Source organism: Micromonospora sp. BQ32, assembly GCF_059358895.1.
Genome location: NZ_JCADBI010000015.1, coordinates 32,679 through 52,581 on the forward strand (window position 1 = coordinate 32,679; position 19,903 = coordinate 52,581).

Genomic DNA, 19,903 nt, shown 5'->3' on the forward strand with positions numbered 1-19,903 from the left:
TCCTTCCGATTTCGGACTGCCCTCGCACGGTAGTACGCGAACGGCGTCCCCAACGTCCCCCAGGTGCTCGGCTGCGCCCAAAGACGGGCCGCGCCGGTGTGATGAACATCGCGTGGCGGGGTATCCCGCAGCCGGCCAACCTCGGACCCGCAACGGGTGAAAGGACAAAGTCCCGATCCGGACGTCTGGCCAGTGGTCCGCCGACGAAGGCGCAGAGCGGCAGGGCCTAGGCTGGGCGGCAGAGTGACCCACAACGCGGTGGGTCGAGGGGAGTGGCACCGATGGACCGGCGTCCGGCGATCAAACCGGAACCCGACCTCCGGCAGGATGACTCCGGCCGGGACGACGACAGCTTCGATTCGGCGACCGACGGGGACGGCTACGGCCGGCTCGACACGGGAGTCACCGGGCTGACCGGGTCGAGCATCGACACCATCTACGATCTGGGCCTGCCGACCGAGGCGTTGGCCGACGACGTGGAGGACGCCGAGCTCGACGAACCCGTCCCCAACGCGGAGCGCCTGGTGGCCCAGGCCGTCGCGCTCGCGGGGGACGACCACGACGCGGCGACACTTGTCAGCCGTTTCTGGCGGTTCGCCCCGGACGAGGAGTTGGTCGGCTTCACGGCGGAGGAGATGCTCGACGCGGCCCGGGCACACCGGGACCTCGCCCAGCAGCGGGTGCCGGGCGAGTTGAAGCTGCGGATCCACGAACCGCACGCGGACCAGCACCACACGGTCGTCGAGATCGTCACGGACGACATGCCGTTCCTGGTCGACTCGGTGACGGCGCTGCTCAACTCGTACCACCTCGACGTGCACCTGCTGGTGCACCCGCTGGTGGTGGTGCGGCGTGAGCCGCTGGGCCGGCTCACCGAGGTCTCCGCGGACGTGGAGCCGGACGACGCGATCTCCGGCGACATCATCGAGAGCTGGATGCGGATCGAGATCGACCCGGTCCGGGACGCGGCCGAGCGGGACCGGCTGCGCCGCGAGTTGCAGCGGGTGCTCACCGACGTGCGGGAGGCGGTGGAGGACTGGCCGAAGATGCGTCAGCGTGCCCTCGCGCTCGCCGACGAGCTGGCCTCGGCCCGTACCTCCGACAACCGCCCCCCGGTGCCGGAAAAGGACATCACCGACTCGGTGGAGCTGCTGCGCTGGCTCGCCCAGGATCACTTCACCTTCCTCGGCTACCGCGAGTACCGACTGGTGGACGCCGACGGCGGCGACGCCACCGACCCGGTCGACGGCAAGGCGTTGGAGGCGGTGCTCGGCACCGGTCTGGGCATCCTGCGCTCCGATTCGCCGGACGCGCGGTCGCTGGCGTCGATGACGCCCGAGGCGCACGAGAAGGTGCTGGAGAAGCGCCTGCTCATCATCACCAAGGCCAACTCGCGTGCCACCGTGCACCGCTCGGCGTACCTGGACTACATCGGCTTCAAGATCTTCAACTCCGCCGGTGACGTGATCGGTGAGCGGCGCTTCCTGGGCCTGTTCTCGACGGCCGCCTACCGGACCAGCGTCCGTGAGCTGCCGGTGGTCCGCCGCAAGGTGGCCGAGGTGCTGGACCGCTCCGGCCTGAGCCAGCGCAGCCACTCCGGTAAGGATCTGATCCAGATCCTGGAGACGTACCCGCGCGACGAGCTGTTCCAGATCAAGACCGACGACCTGTACCACGCGGTGGTCGGTGTGCTGCGGATGGCCGGCCGCCGGCAGTTGCGCGTCTTCCTGCGTCGGGACGCGTACGGGCGGTTCATCTCCTGCCTGATCTACCTGCCCCGGGACCGGTTCACCACCCAGAACCGGCTGCGCATGCAGGACATCCTGCTGCGTGAGCTGAACGGCGTCGGGGTGGACTACACCACCCGGGTCACCGAGTCGATGCTGGCTCGGGTGCACTTCATCGTCCGTACCGACCCGACACGGCCGCCCGGCGACATCGACGCCGACCTGCTGGCCGAGGAGTTGGCCGACGCCACCCGGCTCTGGGACGACGACTACCGGCTGGTGCTGGAGCGCAAGCTCGGCGACGAGCAGGCCAAGCACCTTTTCACCCGGTACGCCGACGCGTTCCCGGAGGGCTACAAGGACGGGCACACGCCGTACGAGGCGATGAAGGACCTGGCGAAGCTGGAGTTGCTGGAGGAGCCCGGCCAGCTGGAGATGCACCTGTTCCGCAAGCAGTTGGCGCCCCGACCGGGCACCCGGGTGCCGGGAGCGGACCTGGCCGAGGCGATGGACGTCCGGTTCAAGGTCTACCGGTACGGCGAGCCGATGATGCTCTCCGCCGTGCTGCCGGTGCTGCACTCGCTCGGCGTACGGGTGGTCGACGAGCACCCGTACGAGGTGGACCGGATCGACGGTCGGGTCTACCTGTACGACTTCGGCCTCATGCTGCCCGAGGGGCATCACGAGCTGGCCGAGGTGCGCCCGCACGTGGAGAACGCGTTCGCGGCGGCCTGGCGCGGCGAGGCCGAGGTGGACCGGTTCAACGAGCTGGTGCTGCGCGGCGGGCTGACCTGGCGGCAGGTGGTGGTGCTGCGGGCGTACGCGAAGTACCTGCGGCAGGCCGGCACGGTCTTCTCGCAGGACTACATGGAGCAGACCTTCATCGCGTACCCGAAGCTGGCCGCGTTGCTGGTGGAGCTCTTCGAGACCCGGTTCGCGCCGGGCGAGTTGAGCACCGAGCAGCGGCAGCAGCGCAGCGGTGAGCTGGTGGAGACTATCCGGGGCGCGCTGGACGACGTGGCGAGCCTCGACCAGGACCGGATCCTGCGCTCGTACCTGACGCTGATCGAGGCGACCCTGCGGACCAGCTTCTACCAGAAGCGCGCCGACGGGCGACCGAAGGCGTACGTGGCGTTCAAGCTCGACCCGCAGGCCATTCCGGACCTGCCGGCGCCGCGACCGAAGTTCGAGATCTTCGTCTACTCGCCCCGGTTCGAGGGTGTGCACCTGCGGTTCGGGCCGGTGGCCCGGGGCGGGTTGCGCTGGTCCGACCGTCGCGAGGACTTCCGTACCGAGGTGCTGGGCCTGGTCAAGGCGCAGATGGTGAAGAACACCGTGATCGTGCCGGTCGGCGCCAAGGGCGGCTTCGTGTTGAAGCAGAAGCCGGGTGACCGGGATGAGGCGGTCGCCTGCTACCAGGAGTTCGTCGGCGCGATGCTGGACGTCACCGACAACATCGTCAGCGGGCAGATCGTGCCGCCCGAGGACGTGGTCCGGCACGACGGCGACGACCCGTACCTGGTGGTGGCGGCCGACAAGGGCACGGCGACGTTCTCCGACGTCGCCAACGAGATTTCCAAGACCCACAACTTCTGGATGGGCGACGCGTTCGCGTCCGGTGGCTCCGCCGGCTACGACCACAAGAAGATGGGCATCACCGCCCGAGGCGCCTGGGAGTCGGTGAAGCGGCACTTCCGGGAGTTGGGCCTGGACACCCAGACCCAGGACTTCACGGTGGTCGGCGTCGGTGACATGTCCGGCGACGTGTTCGGCAACGGGATGCTGCTCTCCGAGCACATCCGACTGGTGGCCGCCTTCGACCACCGGCACATCTTCCTCGACCCGGAGCCGGACGCCGCCACCTCCTACGCGGAGCGTCGGCGACTGTTCGACCTGCCCCGTTCCTCCTGGGAGGACTACAACCCGGAGCTGATCTCGGCAGGTGGCGGCATCTTCCCGCGTACCGCGAAGTCCATCCCGATCACGCCCCAGGTCCGGGCGGCGATCGGCCTGGACGACGACGTCACGCAGCTGTCGCCGCAGGACCTGATGAAGGCGATCGTCACCGCCCCGGTGGACCTGTTCTGGAACGGCGGCATCGGCACCTACGTCAAGGCCTCCACCCAGACCAACGCCGAGGTGGGCGACAAGTCCAACGACGCGATCCGGGTGGATGGGCGCAACCTGCGCTGCCGGGTGGCGGGCGAGGGCGGCAACCTGGGCTGGACCCAGCTCGGCCGGATCGAGTACGCGCTGACCGGTGGCCGGATCTACACGGACTTCATCGACAACGCGGCCGGGGTGGACACCTCCGACCACGAGGTGAACATCAAGATCCTGCTCAACACGGCGGTGGCCGACGGTGAGCTGACCATGGCCGAACGCGACGAGCTGCTGGCCGGGATGACCGACGAGGTCGCCGAACTGGTGCTGCGGGACAACTACGACCAGGCTCGGGCGATCAACAATGCCCAGGCCCAGGCCGCCTCGCTGCTCCCGGTGCACCGCCGGATGATCAACGAGCTGGAGCGGTCGGGCGGGTTGGACCGGGCGTTGGAGGCGCTGCCGCCGGACGAGGAGTTGGCGGTCCGCAGCGAGTCCGGCCTGACCGCGCCGGAGTTCGCGGTGCTGCTCGCGTACGTGAAGATCGTCCTGGAGCGGGAGATCCTCACCGAGGGGTTGGCCGACGAGGAGTGGACGACCGACGTCCTGGTCAACTACTTCCCGACGCCGATGCGCGAACGGTTCGCCGACCGGATGGGCCGGCACCGGCTGCGCCGGGACATCGTCACCACCGTGCTGGTCAACGAGGCGATCAACCGGGGCGGCATCTCGTTCATCTTCCGGGTGGTCGAGGAGACGGCGGCCAGCGCGGCAGACGTGATCCGGGCGTACGTGGTGGTCAGCGAGGTGTTCGGCCTGCGCGACCTGTGGGACGCGGTCGAGGCGCTGGACAACAAGGTGGCGCCGGAACTGCAGACCAGCGTCTACCTGGACACCCGCCGGCTGCTCGACCGGGCGGTGCGGTGGCTGGTCTCCAACCGGCGCTCACCGATCGACGTGCCGGCCGAGATCGCCCGGCTGCGGGACGGGGTCACCCGGCTGCTGCCAGGGCTCGAGGAGCTGTTCTACGGCAACGAGCGCCAGGGCATCGCCGCGCACATGGACTCGATGACCGAGCGTGGGCTGCCCCGCGAGCTGGCGGAGCGGGCGACCCGGCTGATGTACAGCTTCGGCCTGATGGACGTGGTGGAGACCGCGAACGCCAGTGGGCGGGACGTCAGCGAGGTGGCCTCGGTCTACTTCGTGCTGTCCGACCTGTTCCGGGTGGACTCGCTGCTGTCGAAGATCTCCCTGCTGCCGCGGGAGGACCGCTGGCAGACGCTGGCCCGGATGGCGCTGCGATACGACCTCTACGCCGCGCTGGCCGCGCTCACCGCGGAGGTGCTCGACTCCACTCCGGGCGACCTGCCACCGCACGAGCGGGTGCAGCAGTGGGAGCAGTCGAACGCCACCTCCATCCACCGCGCCCGACGGGCGATGGGGGAGTTCGACGAGTCGCGGGCGGACCTCGCCGCGCTGTCGGTGCTGCTGCGCCAGATCCGCACCCTGGTGCGGACCTCCGCAGCCGCCTGAGTCAGCTACGCCGGACGCGGTCCGGCCGGTCGGGTCACCCCGACCGGCCGGACCGCGTTCTGTCGTCGCCGCGGGTCACGCCGCCATGGTGGCGAAGACGACGATGTTGTCCGGGTAGCTCTTCGCGGCCGCGTCGAACTGACCGCCGCAGGTGACCACCCGCAGGCTGGGCCGGTCGCTCGGTCCGTACACCAACTCGGTGGGGAAGGCCGTCTTCGGGTACGACTTCACCGAGTCGACGGTGAAGGTGGCCGGCACTCCGTCGGCGCGGCGCACGGTGACGGTGTCGCCGGGGGTGAGAGCGCCGAGGTCGAAGAAGACGGCCGGGCCGAGCACCGCCGAGTCCACGTGTCCGACGATTACCGCGTTACCTGTCTCGCCCGGGCTCGCACCCGGCTCGTACCACCCGGCCTGGTCGGCCTTGTCCAGCGGAGGGACCTGGACGGTGCCGTCCGGGTTGGTGCCCAACGACATGATTGTCGCGTCGACACCGATCCGGGGGATCTCGATGCTGGTAGGCGCCGAACGGGCCAACCCGGCCGGCGCGTCCCCCTGATCGACCTGCGGGGCGTCGTCGGCGGTGCTCGCCGGCCCGGTGGCCTCGGGGCCCGCCTGGGCCAGCGGCTGCGGCGGCCGGGGACTGGGCGCGGTCTTCAGGGAGGCGCCGATCATGCCGGCGCCGATCATGGCCATGGTGACGACGACGGCCGTGCCGGCGGCACGCCACGGTTTCCCGCGACGGCCGCCGGCCGGTGTCGTCGTCACGTCAGACGAGCGAACCATCGGTCCGCCGACGACGCATCAGCACGATCCCGCCCAGCGCGGCAGCGCCGAGCAGGCCCGCCCCGCCGGTGGCCAGACCCCGGTCGGTGCCGGTGCTGACGCCGCCGTCACCACCGTCGACACCGCCGTGCGGCAGCACGACGAGCTCGCCCTCGCCGCAGGAGCCCTTGAGCTCGTAGCGACCCGGCTTGGCATCCTTGTCGACCTTGGCTTCGCCGTAGTAGACGAACTCGCGCTCGTTGTCCCAGTCACGCTCGTCCTTGGAGTCACGGCCGTTGTCACGGCCGTTGTCACGGCCGTTGTCACGGCCGTTGTCACGGCCGTTGTCACGGCCGTACTCGGAGCCGTGGTCGTCCTTGTGGTCACGGCCGTTGTCCCGGCCGTTGTCCGAGCCGTACTCGGAGCCGTGCTCGTCCTTGGAGCCCCAGCCGTTGTCCGAGCCGTACTCAGAGCCGTGCTCGTCCTTGTGGTCACGGCCGTTGTCCCGGCCGTTGTCCGAGCCGTACTCGGAGCCGTGCTCGTCCTTGGAGCCCCAGCCGTTGTCCGAGCCGTACTCAGAGCCGTGCTCGTCCTTGTGGTCACGGCCGTTGTCCCGGCCGTTGTCCGAGCCGTACTCGGAGCCGTGCTCGTCCTTGGACTCCCAGCCGTTGTCCGAGCCGTGCTCGTCCTTGGACTCCCAGTCCTTTTTGTCGCGGTTGCCTTCGGCGTCCTGGCCGTGCTCCTCGCCCTTCCAGTCCTTGCTGCCCTCGTCGCCGTAGGCGTCGGCGGCAGCGCCGCCGCCCTGGCCGCCCTTGCCGTTCTCGTCCTTGCCGTTCTCGTGCTTGCCGTTCTCGTCCTTGCCCTTGTCGTCCTTGCCGTTCTCGTGCTTGCCGTTCTCGTCCTTGCCCTTGTCGTCCTTGCCGTTCTCGTGCTTGCCGTTCTCGTCCTTGCCCTTGTCGTCCTTGCCGTTCTCGTGCTTGCCGTTCTCGTCCTTGCCGTTCTCGTCCTTGCCCTTGTCGTCCTTGCCGTTCTCGTCCTTGCCGTGCTCGTCCTTGCCCTTGTCGTGGTCGGAGGAGTTCTCCTCGCGCCACTCGCGGTCCTCGCCCCGGTCTTCATGGGCCGGCTTGAGCTTGACCTTGCCGGTGACCTTGGACCACACGTACGCGTGCTCCTGCCGATCCGGGCAGATCTCGAGGAGCTTGACCTCTTCGCCAGCCTTGACGACGTGCGGCTTGGCGTAGACCTTGCCGTCGCGGTCCTTGCCGTCGTTGTGGCCGTCGGCGAACGCGATCCCCGGTGCGAACACCAGAAGCGACGCGCCGCCGAGCGCGGCGCCCGCAACGACCTTCCCGAGCATCTTCTTAGCCATGACCTGCGTCACTCCATCCCTGTTGTCCTGTGCCCGGCGACAACCGAGCTAAGACCGACGTTAGACCGTTTCATGACTTATGAAGTGAAAGATTCGCGTTTTACCTTTGATCCAAATAAGAGGTGAAGGGGTGCTACGCGGCTTTCACCGCGCCGAGCGTCGTCTCAGACGGCCCGGGACGTTGTGGATGCGCCACGGTGTTCCGCGCTCGCCGTGCCCGGCCGCCCCGGTCATCCGGGTAGCGACGGCTCCAGGCAGGCGCGCGCCACTCGGGCGCAGCCGGGGGTATCGTCCGAAACGGCTCGGGCAACGCATCGAGCCATTGCCATGGAAGCGCTCCCATGCAAGAATCGGCGAACGCGGTTCAGAGAGCCACACCGCGCAGGCAGGGAGTCGAGGGCACCCGGTTCATCGGGCGACATCCCGCCGCCGATCGACCGGCCGACGCATCGGCCGGGCACCACCACCACCATCGCCCGTCCGGGTCGGGCGCCCCCAAAGAATCCCGTTTGGCGCCGACGGCCGTCCGTGCAGGACGTCTATCGGGCCGTCCCGCCGGGCCGTACGTGGGCCCGGTCTCGCCCAAGGAGATCAGTGGCATGAATGTGTGGAGAAGGCTATCCGGCCCACGCCGGGCCCTCGCGCTCGCCGGCGCGGGTGCCCTGGTCGCCGGTGGGCTCGTAACGATTCCGGGTACCGCGGCGCAGGCCGCGACGCAGTGCGACATCGCGTACACCAGCAACGAGTGGCCCGGCGGGTTCACCGCGAGCGTCACCATCAAGAACGTCGGCGACCCGCTGAACGGCTGGACCCTGGGTTGGACCTTCCCCAACTCCGGCCAGCGGGTGCAGCAGGGCTGGTCAGCCACGTTCAGCCAGTCTGGCAGCCAGGTCACCGCCCGGAGCCTGTCCTACAACGGCACCTTGGCCACCGGCGCGTCAACGAGCATCGGCTTCAACGGCGCGTGGAGCGGCAGCAACCCGAAGCCGACCTCGTTCACCCTGAACGGCGTGGTCTGCAACGGTGGCACCACCCCGCCGACCGACCCGCCGACCGATCCGCCCACCGACCCGCCGACCGACCCGCCGACGGATCCGCCGACCGATCCGCCGCCCGGCACCAAGGTCGACAACCCGTACGTCGGGGCGCGCGGTTACGTGAACCCGGAGTGGAAGGCCAAGGCGGACGCCGAGGCCGGCGGAAGCCGGATCTCCAACAACCCCACCGCCGTCTGGCTGGACCGGATCGCCGCGATCAACGGCACGCCGGACAGCAGCTCCAACGGGGCCTTCGGGGTGCGGCAGCACCTGGACGAGGCGCTGCGCCAGGGCGCCGGTTACATCCAGTTCGTGATCTACAACCTGCCCGGCCGGGACTGCTCCGCGCTCGCCTCCAACGGTGAGCTGGGCCCGGACGAGCTGCCGAAGTACAAGGCCCAGTACATCGACCCGATCGCCGCGATCCAGGGTGACTCGAAGTACAGCAGCCTGCGGATCATCAACGTCATCGAGATCGACTCGCTGCCGAACCTGGTCACCAACACGTCCGGTCAGCCCGGCGGCACGGTCATGTGCGACACGGTCAAGGCCAACGGCGCCTACGTCAACGGGGTCGGCTACGCCCTCGCCAAGCTGGGCGCGATCGGCAACGTCTACAACTACATCGACGCCGGCCACCACGGCTGGCTCGGCTGGGACTCCAACTTCGGCCCGACCGCCGACATCCTGAAGACCGCCGCGGTGGCCTCCGGCAGCACGGTCAACAACGTGCACGGGTTCATCACCAACACCGCGAACTACTCGGCGCTGCGTGAGCCGTACTTCAAGGTCACCGACAACGTCAACGGTCAGACGGTGCGGCAGTCCAAGTGGGTCGACTGGAACTTCTACGTCGACGAGCTGTCCTTCGCCCAGGCGTTCCGCGACAAGCTGGTCTCGGTCGGCTTCAACTCCAACATCGGCATGCTGATCGACACGTCCCGCAACGGCTGGGGCGGCTCCGCGCGGCCCACCGGGCCGGGCGCCACGACCAACGTCGACACGTACGTCAACGGGGGTCGCATCGACCGCCGGGCCCACCTCGGCAACTGGTGCAACCAGGCCGGCGCCGGCATCGGCGAGCGGCCCCGGCCCAACCCGGAGCCGGGCATCGACGCCTACGTCTGGGTGAAGCCGCCGGGTGAGTCGGACGGCTCCAGCAAGGAGATCCCGAACAACGAGGGCAAGGGCTTCGACCGGATGTGCGACCCGACGTACGGCGGCAACGCCCGCAACGGCAACAACCCGTCCGGGGCGCTGGCCGACGCACCGATCTCCGGTGCCTGGTTCTCCGCCCAGTTCCAGGAGCTCATGCGCAACGCCTACCCGGCGCTCTGACCGGGTAGCTCACGCACCAACCCGCTGCCAGTGGTTGGTGAGGCACTGTTGGCAGCAGGTTCCCCCCGGGTCCCCGGTTCGACCGTCACAGGTCGGGCCGGGGACCCCCCTTGGGCGTGAGTCGAAGCCCCTGGCCGGCCTGCGGCGGGCCCAGACGACGGCCGGCCGCCTTGGAGGTTGGCCCGGATACAACACCGGTATCCGGGCCAACCTCCGCCTTGCCGGACCGCCGCCCGGACTCCGCCTCGGCTCGACCGAGGGCTTCGACTCACGCCCTTTGGGCCCCGATCAGGGCACGGTGCGCTCGATCGCCGCCCGGCCCTGCTCGGCCAGGTCACGGCGGGCCTTCTCCAGGTTCTCCGGGGTCAGGTCCTGGCCGCGGGCCATCACCAGATCCTCCGGCTCCCAGGGCTGTTCGCCCCCCGTGCGGATGTTGTCCCCGCCAGCGCCGGTGCCCGTCCCGGTCGCCCCGGTGCCGGCAGCGTACGGGTCGCCGATCAGCTCGTCGGTGTCCGGCGCGAGGTCGGCCGGTCGGCTGCGGGGTTCGGCGAAGCCCGGTGTGTCCCGGTCGGGGCCACCTCCGGTCCGCAGCTGCGGCACGGTGGCATCATCGTCCACCGCCGAGGCCACCTCGGGGCTGTCCTCCAACGGCGGTTGGCGATCGCGATCGGTCATGGTGCTGCCTCCTGTGTCCGACACGGTGCCTGATTTCCCCCACGTACCCCTTCGTGCCGCGCTCATGCCGCACGGCCCGGCGGTCAGGCGCCGGGCCGTGCTCGTGCCGTGCGGTCGGGCCGGGTGGCCCGGCGGTCAGGCGTCGGGCTGGTGCTCGTTGGGGGCCGGCGGTTCCGCCGGACGCAGCCACTGCCAGAGCAGCATGAGCAGGCCGAAGGCGAGCATCGTCAGCCCGGCCCACAGGTTGATCCGTACGCCTTCGGCCTTGTCGATCTCGGCCCGGCTGTCGAAGACGCCGATCAGCGTCACGATGACCCCGTACGCGACGAAGAGGCCACCGATCACCCGGCGGATGTCGAACAGCCGGGCCGCGGCGGAGCGCCGCTGCTCCGCCTGCGTCTCATCGATCAGCGGGTCCTGTGCCGGCTGGCCGTCGTTGCTCATCTGCCGACCCCTTTCCTTAGAAGACCGGGATGTAGAAGAGGGCGGCCAGCGCGACCGCGATCACGCCGAGCAGCACCGGGGAGCGGTACCAGGCGGCGTCTCCGGCGAGCACGTCGCCCTTCAGGTCGACGCCGCCCATGCCGTACACCAGCCCGCGCAGCTCCTCGTCACGCTTGGGCGCGGTGAGCGGGGTGACGATCGCGGCGACCACCACCGCCGTGACGAACGCCAGACCGGCACCCCAGAAGCTCTCCTCCAGGTCGGAGTTGAAATCGACCACGCCGCCCTTGTAGAGCAGGTAGAGGCTCAGCGACACCAGGGTGCCCAGCAACAGCGACCAGAAGCCGGCCAGGGCGGTCATCCGCTTCCAGAACATGCCGATGATGAAGGTGGCGAACAGCGGCGCGTTGAAGACGGAGAAGAGCGCCTGGATGTAGTTCATGATGTTGCTGAACCCCGCCGCGATGAACGCGGTGCCAATCCCGATCACCACCGCGGCGACCGTCGCCCACCGACCGACCCGAAGGTAGTACTCGTCCGACCGGTCCCGGCGGATGTACGCCTGCCAGATGTCGTAGGTGAAGACGGTGTTGAAGCCGCTCACGTTGGCCGCCATGCCGGCCATGAACGAGGCGAGCAGGCCGGTGACGGCCACCCCGAGCACGCCGTTGGGCAGCAGGTCGCGCATCAGCAACGGGATCGCGTTGTTGTACTGGAGGTCTCCGCTCTCCGCGCCGAGGCCCTTCACCGTGACCAGGGCTACCAGACCGGGAATGACCGTGACCAACGGGATGAACAGCTTCGGGTACGCGGCGATGATCGGCGTACGCCGGGCGGCGCTCATGTTCTTGGCCGAGAGGGCCCGCTGCACCTCGGCGAAGTTCGTCGTCCAGTAGCCGAACGACAGCACGAAACCGAGGCCGAAGACGATGCCGATCCAGTGCGCGCCCAGCGGGTTGGCCGTGCTGCCGGTGTCCTGCCACGCGTGCAGGCCCGCCTCGCCGAGTTTGGTGTCGCCGACCGCGTCCATCAGGCCGTTCCACCCGCCGACCTTGACCAGGCCGATCACGGTGACCGGGATGAGGCCGGCGAGGATGACGAAGAACTGGAGCACCTCGTTGTAGATCGCCCCGGACAGGCCGCCGATGGTGATGTACGCCAGCACGATCGCCGCGCCGACCACGATCGCCGTCCAGAGCGGCCAGCCGAGCAGCGCCTGCATGACAAGGGCCAGCGCGTAGAGGTTCACGCCGGCGATCAGAACCTGGGCGACGGCGAAGCTGAGCGCGTTGAGCAGATGGGTGGGGCGGTTGAACCGCAGCCGCAGGTACTCCGGCACGCTGCGGACCTTGGAGCCGTAGTAGAAGGGCATCATCACGATGCCCAGGAAGACCATCGCCGGGACCGCGCCGATCCAGTAGTAGTGGACCGTCATCACGCCGTACTGGGCCCCGTTGGCGGCCATCCCGATGATCTCCAACGCGCCCAGGTTCGCCGAGACGAAGGCGAGACCGGTCACCCAGGCCGGCAGGGAACGGCCGGAGAGGAAGAAGTCCACGCTGGTCCGGATCGCCCGGCGCGCGGCGAAGCCGACCCCGAGGACGGTGACGAAGTACAGCGCCAGAATCAGGTAGTCCAGCCCGTTCATGTTGAGCCGAAGACCGTCGCCGTCCATCCCGCCACCCCTCGTCCCGACGTCCGTACTGGTTGTGCGCGCGCCCTATTACCCCGTCCGTACGGTTTCACTCCCGAAGGTGGAGACCGCCGCGTTCGGGCCCTCTCGGGCGGTCTGGCGGGCTCGGCGACGACCAGGCGCAAGAGGGCGCCCCGGCCGTCACGGCCGGGGCGCCAGTTTGTGGGTCGGGTGACTCAGCGACCCAGCACGCGATCCAGGAAGTCCCGGTAGTTGCGGACCGCCATCCGCAGCTGCTCGGTGTCGGCCGAGCCGGCGTCCTGCCACCCGCCCAGCGTGTTCTTCTGCGCGGCCAGAGCGGAGGAGAGGGCCTGGATGGCCTCCTCCACCAGCGACTGTGCCTCGCCGGCAGCTCCCTGCGGGTCGTCGACGAAACGCAGCTGCACGTCCCGCCAGCGGTCCCGGAAGCCCTGTGCGGTGTCCGTGTCGAGGAGGGTGGCCGGTTCGGCCGCGACGGTTGAGCCGGCGGGCCGGGACGTCCCGGCGGCCTCCAGCGTGGGGCTGGTGTCGTCGCCGGGGACCGGTTCGCCGTCCGCGTCCGGGTCGACCATCTCCGGCGTCGCGCTGCCGTAGCCGGCCGCACCCGCCGTGGCCGCATCCCGGTCGCCGGTCAGATCGCCGCGCCGCTCGGGGTCGCCGTCCGTACTCCCCGGCGGGACGACGGTCCGCGCCGAGGTGTCCGCGTCGGCGCGGTCGTCGAGGTCCGCGCGGCCGCCGTCGACGTCCTTGTCGCGGCGGTGCAGCTCGGCGGTGGGGTCGGCACGCAGACCTTCCCGTTCGCCGTCCTCGGCGCCGTCGCCCGGCTGGGCGGTCCGCTCGGCCCGGGGGTCCGGCTGATCCTGCGGGTGTGGGCTGGCCAGCGCGGAGGCGGCCACCGCGTCGGCCACCGTGGTGGCGCCGAACGTCGTCGGCAGCGGCCCCGGCTCGTGGAAACCGCCCTCGTCGGAGGACCGGTCGTCGCGCCGGTGGCGCGGGTCGGAGTCGTCGGTCAGCTCGTCGTCGGCCGGGTCGTACGCGGCGTCCCGCTCGGTGTCGTCGGTCCGACCGTGGGCGGCGCTCCGGTCGTCGAAGGTGCCCCGGTCGTCGAGGGCGTCCTCAGGGACGTCGGAGCGGCCAGCCCGGTCGCCGGCCGGGGGTACCGACACGGGCGCGGACCGGACGGCCTCCGGGTGGTCGTTGCTCACCTGCTGCTCTTCCTGGCGCATCGGTGGCCTCCTCAGCGGCTCGTGGCGTCGTGGTCCGGGTGGTGGCGCTGTTCGGGCGTACGGTGGCCGACCGGCTCCTCACCCAGGAGGTCGGCGAAGAGCGCGCGGTAGTGCACGACCGCCTGCCGCAGCTCCTCGGTGCTGGCCTCGCCCCGGGAGTTGCGCAGGTGGATCTCGTGCGCGTCCCGGTAGTTGGTCAGCGTGCGGGCGTGCTCGACGGAGAGGTGCGCGATCTGGTCGGAGAAGTCGCCGGTCGGGTAGCCCTGCTCCTCGATGAGCCGGGTGACCAGTTCGTCCGCGTCGCCCACGGTCTCGCCGGGGGAGTCGATGAAGCGGACCTGGAGTTCCTCCCAGGCGGCGGCGTACCGGGCCCGAGACTCCGGGCTGAGTGGGGTGAGGGTCAGCTCGGCATGCCGGCGTTCCCGGTCGCGCAGTTCGCGCTCCGCGGCGGAGCGGCTGTCCTGTTCCGCCACCACCCGGTCGTACTCCGGCCCGAACCGGTTGCGCAGCGCGCGTCGGCTGTTCAGCGAGCGGGCGGCCAGGGCCAGCGCCGCGACGATCACCAGCACGACGAGCACGATGACGATTATCTGCGTGGGCGACATGGGCTCCTCCTTCGTGACTGGTATTCCCTCCGCGCAGTGATCGCCAATCCCGATCCGAGGCACTTTCCTGACGAGGGCGGTAACTACTCGTCAGCCAGAACCTGATTCATCCCAGAAAAGGTGCTCGGGTGGGTCGAGGCACCCACAGACCTCGGCCGGGAGCGGATGCGGAACGAGTGGCGCAGCCGCGCGGTTTCGTCGCAGCCGGGCCGTTCCCACCCCCCGCACATCCCGGAGCGTCGATGCCGGCGCGACAGGCGGTAGTGCAACCGCCCTCGATTACGTATCCTGCCCAAGGCGCCCGCGCCGGTGCCCGGCGACGCGGCCGGGCGCGCAGCCGGCCGGCGCGTTGCCCGGCGGTGCCGGCACCCCTCCTGCCACCCCTGTACGGGCGAGGTCTGATGAAAACCCGCGACTGGCCGATCCGCTCGAAGCTGACCGCGTTGGTCGTCGCGCCGGTGACCGCGCTGCTGGCGCTGTGGATCTTCGCGACCACCCTGACCTTCGGTCCCGCCCTGAACCTGCTCTCCGCCCGTACCCTGCTGTACGACCTGGGTCGCCCCGGCGAGACGGTGGTCACCGAGCTGCAACGGGAACGGCGGCTCTCGGTGGTGCAGCTCGCCGGCCGCACCGAGCTGCCCGCACTCGCCGAGCAGCGCGGGCGCACCGATCGGGCGGTCGCCGAGCTGCGCCGCCGGGTGGACGGGGAGCCCCTGCGCGACGCCGCGGACGACCTGCTGGAAACCCGGGTCGATCAGCTGGTCAGCGCCCTGGCGGCGCTACCCAGCGGGCGAAAGTTCATCGACGACCGCAAGGTGGACCGGGCCGGCGCGATCGGCCTGTACAGCGGCATGGTCGCTGCGGCCTTCCAGGCGTTCGCCGGTATGGCGACCCTCACCGACCCGGATATCAACCGGCAGGCCCTGGCGCTCACCGCGCTGGGTCGCTCCCGGGAACTGCTCGGCCAGAGCGACGCGCTGCTGGCCGGCGCGCTGACCGCCGGACGGTTCGCCGAGGGGGAGCACACTCAGCTCGTACAGGCCATCGGCAACCAACGGTGGCTCACCGAGAGCGCCGTGGCCGACCTGCCCGAGAGCAGCCGGGTCGCGTACCAACGGTTGACCGAGGGCGAGGCGTTCACCCGGCTGCGCACCATGCAGGACGCGCTGGTGACGCCCAACCGGTCCGGCCGGCCGACGGTCGACGCGGCGGCCTGGCAGGCCAGCCAGGACGCGGTGCAGCAACAGTTGCGGGACTTCGAGCTGTCCGAGGCCGACGCTCTCACCGACCGTTCGGTGCCGATGGCGGTCCGCATCCTGGTGCGGCTGGCCGCCGCGGGCGTGCTCGGGCTCATCGCCGTGGTCGTCTCGGTGCTGGTGGCGCTGCGGGTCGGCCGCACCCTGGTCCGGCGGCTCAGCGGCGTCCGCACCGCAGCACTGGAGCTGGCCGAGCACCGGCTGCCCGACGTGGTGACCCGGCTGCGCCGTGGCGAGCAGGTCGACGTCGCCCGGGAGGCGCCGCCGCTGGAGTACGGCCATGACGAGATCGGCGAGGTCGGGCGCGCCTTCACCGAGGTGCAGCGCACCGCCGTCCAGGCCGCGGTGGACGAGGTCACCCTGCGTCGCGGGCTCAACGAGGTCTTCCTCAACATCGCCCGACGGAGCCAGAGCCTGGTGCACCGTCAGCTGCACCTGCTGGACCGGATGGAGCGGCGTAGCGAGGACCCGGACGAGCTGGCCGAGCTGTTCCAGGTCGACCACCTGGCCACCCGGCTCCGCCGGCACGCCGAGGACCTGGTCATCCTCGCCGGCTCCGCACCCGGCCGGGGGTGGCGCAACCCGGTCGCGATGGTCGACCTGATCCGCGGCGCGATCTCCGAGGTCGAGGCGTACGAACGGGTGGACGTCAAGGCTGTGCAGCCGGCCGGCGTGCTGGGGCGGGCGGTCGGTGACGTCATCCACCTGCTCGCCGAGCTGATCGAGAACGCCACCGCCTTCTCCCCGCCGGACACCCGGGTCACTGTCAGCGGGGCGCAGGTGGCCAACGGGTACGCCCTGGAGATCACCGATCAGGGGCTGGGCATGTCCGACGCGGCGCTGGAGACCGCCAACACCCGGCTGGCCAGCTCGCCGGAGTTCGACCCGGCGCAGAGCGCCCGACTCGGCCTGTTCGTGGTGGCCCGGCTGGCGGCCCGGCACGGCGTACGGGTGCGGTTGCGGCCCGCCGGAGAGGGCGGCGTGACCGCCGTGGTGCTGATCCCCACCGGCCTGGTCACCACCGAACCGCCGGCCGGCCCCGACCCTGCCACGCTCGGCACCGCGTCGGCCGACCCGAGCCGGCGGCTGGCTCGGACGGCGCGCCGGGGCACCGTGACCCGTCCCCGTACCCGCCCACCAACGGCCCCGCCGGCCAGCACAGCTCCGCCGGCCCCACCCGCCGGAGCACCGACGTCGGCCACCCCGCCCGGCAGTGGACGCGACGAGGGGTCGGCGACCTCCGACGAGCCGGCCGACGAGCTGGACGGGTTGCCCCGCCGGGTGCGACGTCGTACCCCCGTCGCCCAGCCCCGGTCGACCGTCACCGACACGCCGTCGCCCCGCTCGCCGGAGGAGGTCCGCCAGGTGATGGCGGCGCTGCAGGCCGGCACGGCGCGCGGACGCGCCACCGCCCTCCCCCCGACGGCACCGGCGGCGTCAACACCGGCCCCGACCGGTCCGGCGGCCCCCACCGACCCCACGACGACCCCCGAACCCCCGACCGCGACTGAGAGGGACGCCTAGTGCGGCATTCGACGAAGCAGAGCGCCGGCCTCGACTGGTTGCTCGACGAGCTGGTGCAACGGGTACCAGCCGCCCGGGAGGCGGTCGTGCTCTCCGCCGATGGCCTGCTGCTCGGCTGCTCGGCCGAGCTGGAGCGCTCCGACGCCGAGCACCTGTGTGCGCTCGCCGCCGGCTTCTCCAGCCTCGCCCGGGGCGCCAGCCGGCACGTGGACGGCGGCCCGGTGCGGCAGACCGTGGTGGAGATGGAGGCGGCGTACCTCTTCGTCACCGCCGCCGGGCAGGGTGCCTGTCTGGCTGTGGTGAGTGACGCCGACGCGGACATCGGGCTGGTCGCGTACGAGATGGCGATGCTGGTGATCCGGGTGGGGGAGAGCCTCGCCGCGCCGGCCCGATCGGCGGCGGGTACCGGAGATGCGGACTGAGCCGCCCGGGCCGCAGCACGAGTGGCTGGACGGCGAAGCCGGCCCGGTGATGCGCCCGTACACGCTCACCGGGGGCCGGGTACGCTCCGCCGTCGACGACTTCAACCTGGTCGCGTTCGTGGTGGCCGGTTCGGACGTCGACGCGGCGAGCCACCCGCACCTGCTGCCGGAGCATCGACGGCTGGTCGCGTTGGCCTGCCGGCCGGTGTCGGTGGCCGAATTGGCAGCCGAGCTGGACCTGGCGGTCGGCGTGGTCCGGGTACTGCTCGGTGACCTGCTCGCCGAGGGCCTGGTCGCGGTGCACGAGCCGCCGGCCGCCGGAATTCTTCCCGACGACGACATCCTCAAGGCGGTGGTCAGTGGACTCCGTGCGCTGTGACCAGGTGGGCACCAGCACCACCATCCCGCTGGCCCTGAAAATCCTCATCGCGGGAGGCTTCGGGGCTGGCAAGACGACCTTGGTGAGCGCCCTGAGCGAGGTCCGTCCGTTGCAGACCGAGGAGGTGTTGACCGGCGCCGGGATCGGCACCGACGACATCTCCGGAGTGGAGGGCAAGTCCACCACCACGGTGGCGATGGACTTCGGCCGGATCACCATCAACGACGATCTTCAGGTCTACCTGTTCGGCACGCCGGGTCAGGACCGGTTCTGGTTCCTCTGGGACGAACTGGCCTTCGGCGCGCTCGGCGCGGTGGTGCTCGCCGACACTCGCCGGCTGGCCGACTGCTTCCCCTCCATCGACTACTTCGAGCAGCGCGGCATCCCGTTCGTGGTGGGCGTGAACTGCTTCGACGACTCCCGTCGGTTCAATCTGGAGACCGTACGCCGAGCGCTCGACCTGGACCCGGACGTGCCGATGGTGCTCTGCGACGCCCGGGACCGGCAGTCCGGGAAGATGGTGTTGATCTCTCTGGTGGAGCACGTTGCCCGTCAGCGCGGCGAGCCGGTGCCGGCGGCCTGAGAACCGGCCCGGAAAGCCGGTTAACGGGCGGGCATCGCGGGCAGCCTCTGGTTGGATCAACGAAGGATGCCGGCGGAGGAGTGGGACGTGAGCGGTCAGGGTGAGGTCGTCCACATCGGGGGTTACACCGCGCAGAGTGGTGGGCGGGGCAGCGGCATCGTCGCGGCACACCGCGACCCGAGGACCGGGGCGCTGACCCCGCTCGGCACGGTGGCGGTCACCCCGTCCCCCTCCTTTCTGACGCGGCATCCCACCCAGCCGGTGCTCTACGCGGTCAACGAGCTGACGGACGGGGAGATCAGCGCCTGGCAGGTCGGGGCGGACGGCGCGTTGGACCCGCTCGGCAGCCGGTCGACCGGCGGCGCCGAGCCCTGCCACCTGGCGGTGCTGCCCGGCGGCGATCACCTGCTGGCGGCCAACTACGGCGGCGGCAGCATCGCGGTCTTCCCGCTCGATCGTCAGGGCGTGCCCGGCGAGCGCACCGACCTGGTGGTGCACGAGGGGCACGGTCCCGACCCGGAGCGCCAGGACCACGCCCACGCCCACATGGTCTCGCCGGGGGCGGGTCGGGGGCCGATCTTCGCCGTGGATCTCGGCACCGACTCGGTCTACCGGTACGACCTGGACGAGGCGACCGGACGACTGGTGCCGCGTGCGCCGCGGCTCCGTACGACGCCCGGCACCGGCCCCCGGCACCTGGCCCGGCACCCGGACGGACGGCGCTGCTACCTCGTCGGTGAGCTGGACGCCTCGGTCACCGCCTACCAGTTGACCGACGACGGCGCGTTGCACCAGCGCGGGCGGGTCGAGGCGAGCGAGCGGGCCGGCCACGTCCAACCGTCGGAGGTCGCGGTCGCGCCGGACGGTCGTTTCCTCTACGTCGCCAACCGTGGGGCGGGCACCGTGGCGGTCTTCGCCCTGGCCGGGGAGTTGCCGGAGCTGGTGGCCGAAGTGGACACCGGCGGCGAGTGGCCTCGGCACTTCGCCCTGATCGGGGAGCACCTCTACGTCGCCGACGAGCGGGCGGACATGGTGCGGGTGTTCCGGCGCGACACCGACACCGGCGTCCTGGCGGCGGTCGGCGAGCCGGTGCCGGTGCCGAGTCCGACGTGCGTACTGCCCTGAACGATGGTTTAGTGACGCGAGTGCTGCACTGATTTGGCAACGCCACGGGGCTGTCAGGTCACTCTGTGTTGCAAAAAGGTGGTCAACTGTTTCTCCTCCGTAACTTTAGTCCGAACGGATGTG

The 19,903-nt window shown here is 70.6% G+C and carries 14 protein-coding genes; 7 read left to right on the plus strand and 7 right to left on the minus strand.

The window, feature by feature from the left end:
* The first annotated feature begins 281 nt into the window (after nucleotides 1-281).
* Entirely contained in the window at nucleotides 282-5,363 is a 5,082-nt protein-coding gene (locus tag AC5L30_RS24970) for an NAD-glutamate dehydrogenase (RefSeq protein WP_494870062.1), read from the plus strand.
* Between the two features lie 75 nt (nucleotides 5,364-5,438).
* Here AC5L30_RS24970 and AC5L30_RS24975 read toward each other — a convergent pair whose 3' ends face one another.
* On the minus strand, nucleotides 5,439-6,146 hold the full coding sequence (locus AC5L30_RS24975; RefSeq protein WP_494870063.1) for a class F sortase: 708 nt from the start codon (nucleotides 6,144-6,146) through the stop codon (nucleotides 5,439-5,441).
* Nucleotides 6,130-7,494, minus strand: coding sequence for a hypothetical protein (locus AC5L30_RS24980; RefSeq protein ID WP_494870064.1), 1,365 nt, complete (start codon nucleotides 7,492-7,494; stop codon nucleotides 6,130-6,132). The genes AC5L30_RS24975 and AC5L30_RS24980 overlap by 17 nt, the downstream gene beginning before the upstream one ends.
* Nucleotides 7,495-8,093: 599 nt before the next feature.
* Between AC5L30_RS24980 and AC5L30_RS24985 the strand changes: the two genes are divergently transcribed.
* Nucleotides 8,094-9,869 (plus strand): glycoside hydrolase family 6 protein, encoded by a 1,776-nt coding sequence (locus AC5L30_RS24985; protein WP_494870065.1) that lies wholly within the window; start codon nucleotides 8,094-8,096, stop codon nucleotides 9,867-9,869.
* Between the two features lie 288 nt (nucleotides 9,870-10,157).
* Here AC5L30_RS24985 and AC5L30_RS24990 read toward each other — a convergent pair whose 3' ends face one another.
* The 5 genes from AC5L30_RS24990 to AC5L30_RS25010 all read right to left on the minus strand — a co-directional run bounded on the left by AC5L30_RS24990 (nucleotide 10,158) and on the right by AC5L30_RS25010 (nucleotide 14,491).
* On the minus strand, nucleotides 10,158-10,544 hold the full coding sequence (locus AC5L30_RS24990) for a hypothetical protein (protein ID WP_210786102.1): 387 nt from the start codon (nucleotides 10,542-10,544) through the stop codon (nucleotides 10,158-10,160).
* A 135-nt stretch (nucleotides 10,545-10,679) separates the two neighbouring features.
* A complete protein-coding gene (locus AC5L30_RS24995; RefSeq protein WP_494870066.1) occupies nucleotides 10,680-10,988 on the minus strand; it encodes a hypothetical protein in 309 nt (102 codons plus the stop codon).
* 16 nt (nucleotides 10,989-11,004) lie between these two features.
* The gene (locus AC5L30_RS25000) at nucleotides 11,005-12,663 is read right to left on the minus strand and encodes a sodium:solute symporter family protein (RefSeq protein ID WP_494870067.1); all 1,659 of its coding nucleotides are present in this window, start codon (nucleotides 12,661-12,663) and stop codon (nucleotides 11,005-11,007) included.
* Between the two features lie 194 nt (nucleotides 12,664-12,857).
* The gene (locus AC5L30_RS25005; protein WP_494870068.1) at nucleotides 12,858-13,886 is read right to left on the minus strand and encodes a hypothetical protein; all 1,029 of its coding nucleotides are present in this window, start codon (nucleotides 13,884-13,886) and stop codon (nucleotides 12,858-12,860) included.
* 11 nt (nucleotides 13,887-13,897) lie between these two features.
* Entirely contained in the window at nucleotides 13,898-14,491 is a 594-nt protein-coding gene (locus tag AC5L30_RS25010; RefSeq protein ID WP_494870069.1) for a hypothetical protein, read from the minus strand.
* Between the two features lie 401 nt (nucleotides 14,492-14,892).
* On the opposite strand from AC5L30_RS25010, the gene AC5L30_RS25015 reads away from it, so the two are divergent.
* From AC5L30_RS25015 to AC5L30_RS25035, 5 genes are all read left to right on the plus strand, one after another.
* Entirely contained in the window at nucleotides 14,893-17,271 is a 2,379-nt protein-coding gene (locus tag AC5L30_RS25015; RefSeq protein WP_494870070.1) for a sensor histidine kinase, read from the plus strand.
* The gene (locus AC5L30_RS25020; protein WP_494870071.1) at nucleotides 17,271-17,693 is read left to right on the plus strand and encodes a roadblock/LC7 domain-containing protein; all 423 of its coding nucleotides are present in this window, start codon (nucleotides 17,271-17,273) and stop codon (nucleotides 17,691-17,693) included. Before AC5L30_RS25015 ends, AC5L30_RS25020 begins: the two co-directional genes overlap by 1 nt.
* Nucleotides 17,683-18,072 carry a DUF742 domain-containing protein gene (locus AC5L30_RS25025; protein WP_494870072.1) on the plus strand — a complete coding sequence of 130 codons (390 nt, stop codon included), beginning with the start codon at nucleotides 17,683-17,685 and terminating at the stop codon, nucleotides 18,070-18,072. Before AC5L30_RS25020 ends, AC5L30_RS25025 begins: the two co-directional genes overlap by 11 nt.
* Nucleotides 18,053-18,655 carry a GTP-binding protein gene (locus AC5L30_RS25030; protein WP_494870073.1) on the plus strand — a complete coding sequence of 201 codons (603 nt, stop codon included), beginning with the start codon at nucleotides 18,053-18,055 and terminating at the stop codon, nucleotides 18,653-18,655. The genes AC5L30_RS25025 and AC5L30_RS25030 overlap by 20 nt, the downstream gene beginning before the upstream one ends.
* Before the next feature lie 87 nt (nucleotides 18,656-18,742).
* Nucleotides 18,743-19,780 carry a lactonase family protein gene (locus AC5L30_RS25035; RefSeq protein ID WP_494870074.1) on the plus strand — a complete coding sequence of 346 codons (1,038 nt, stop codon included), beginning with the start codon at nucleotides 18,743-18,745 and terminating at the stop codon, nucleotides 19,778-19,780.
* The last annotated feature ends 123 nt before the right edge of the window (nucleotides 19,781-19,903 follow it).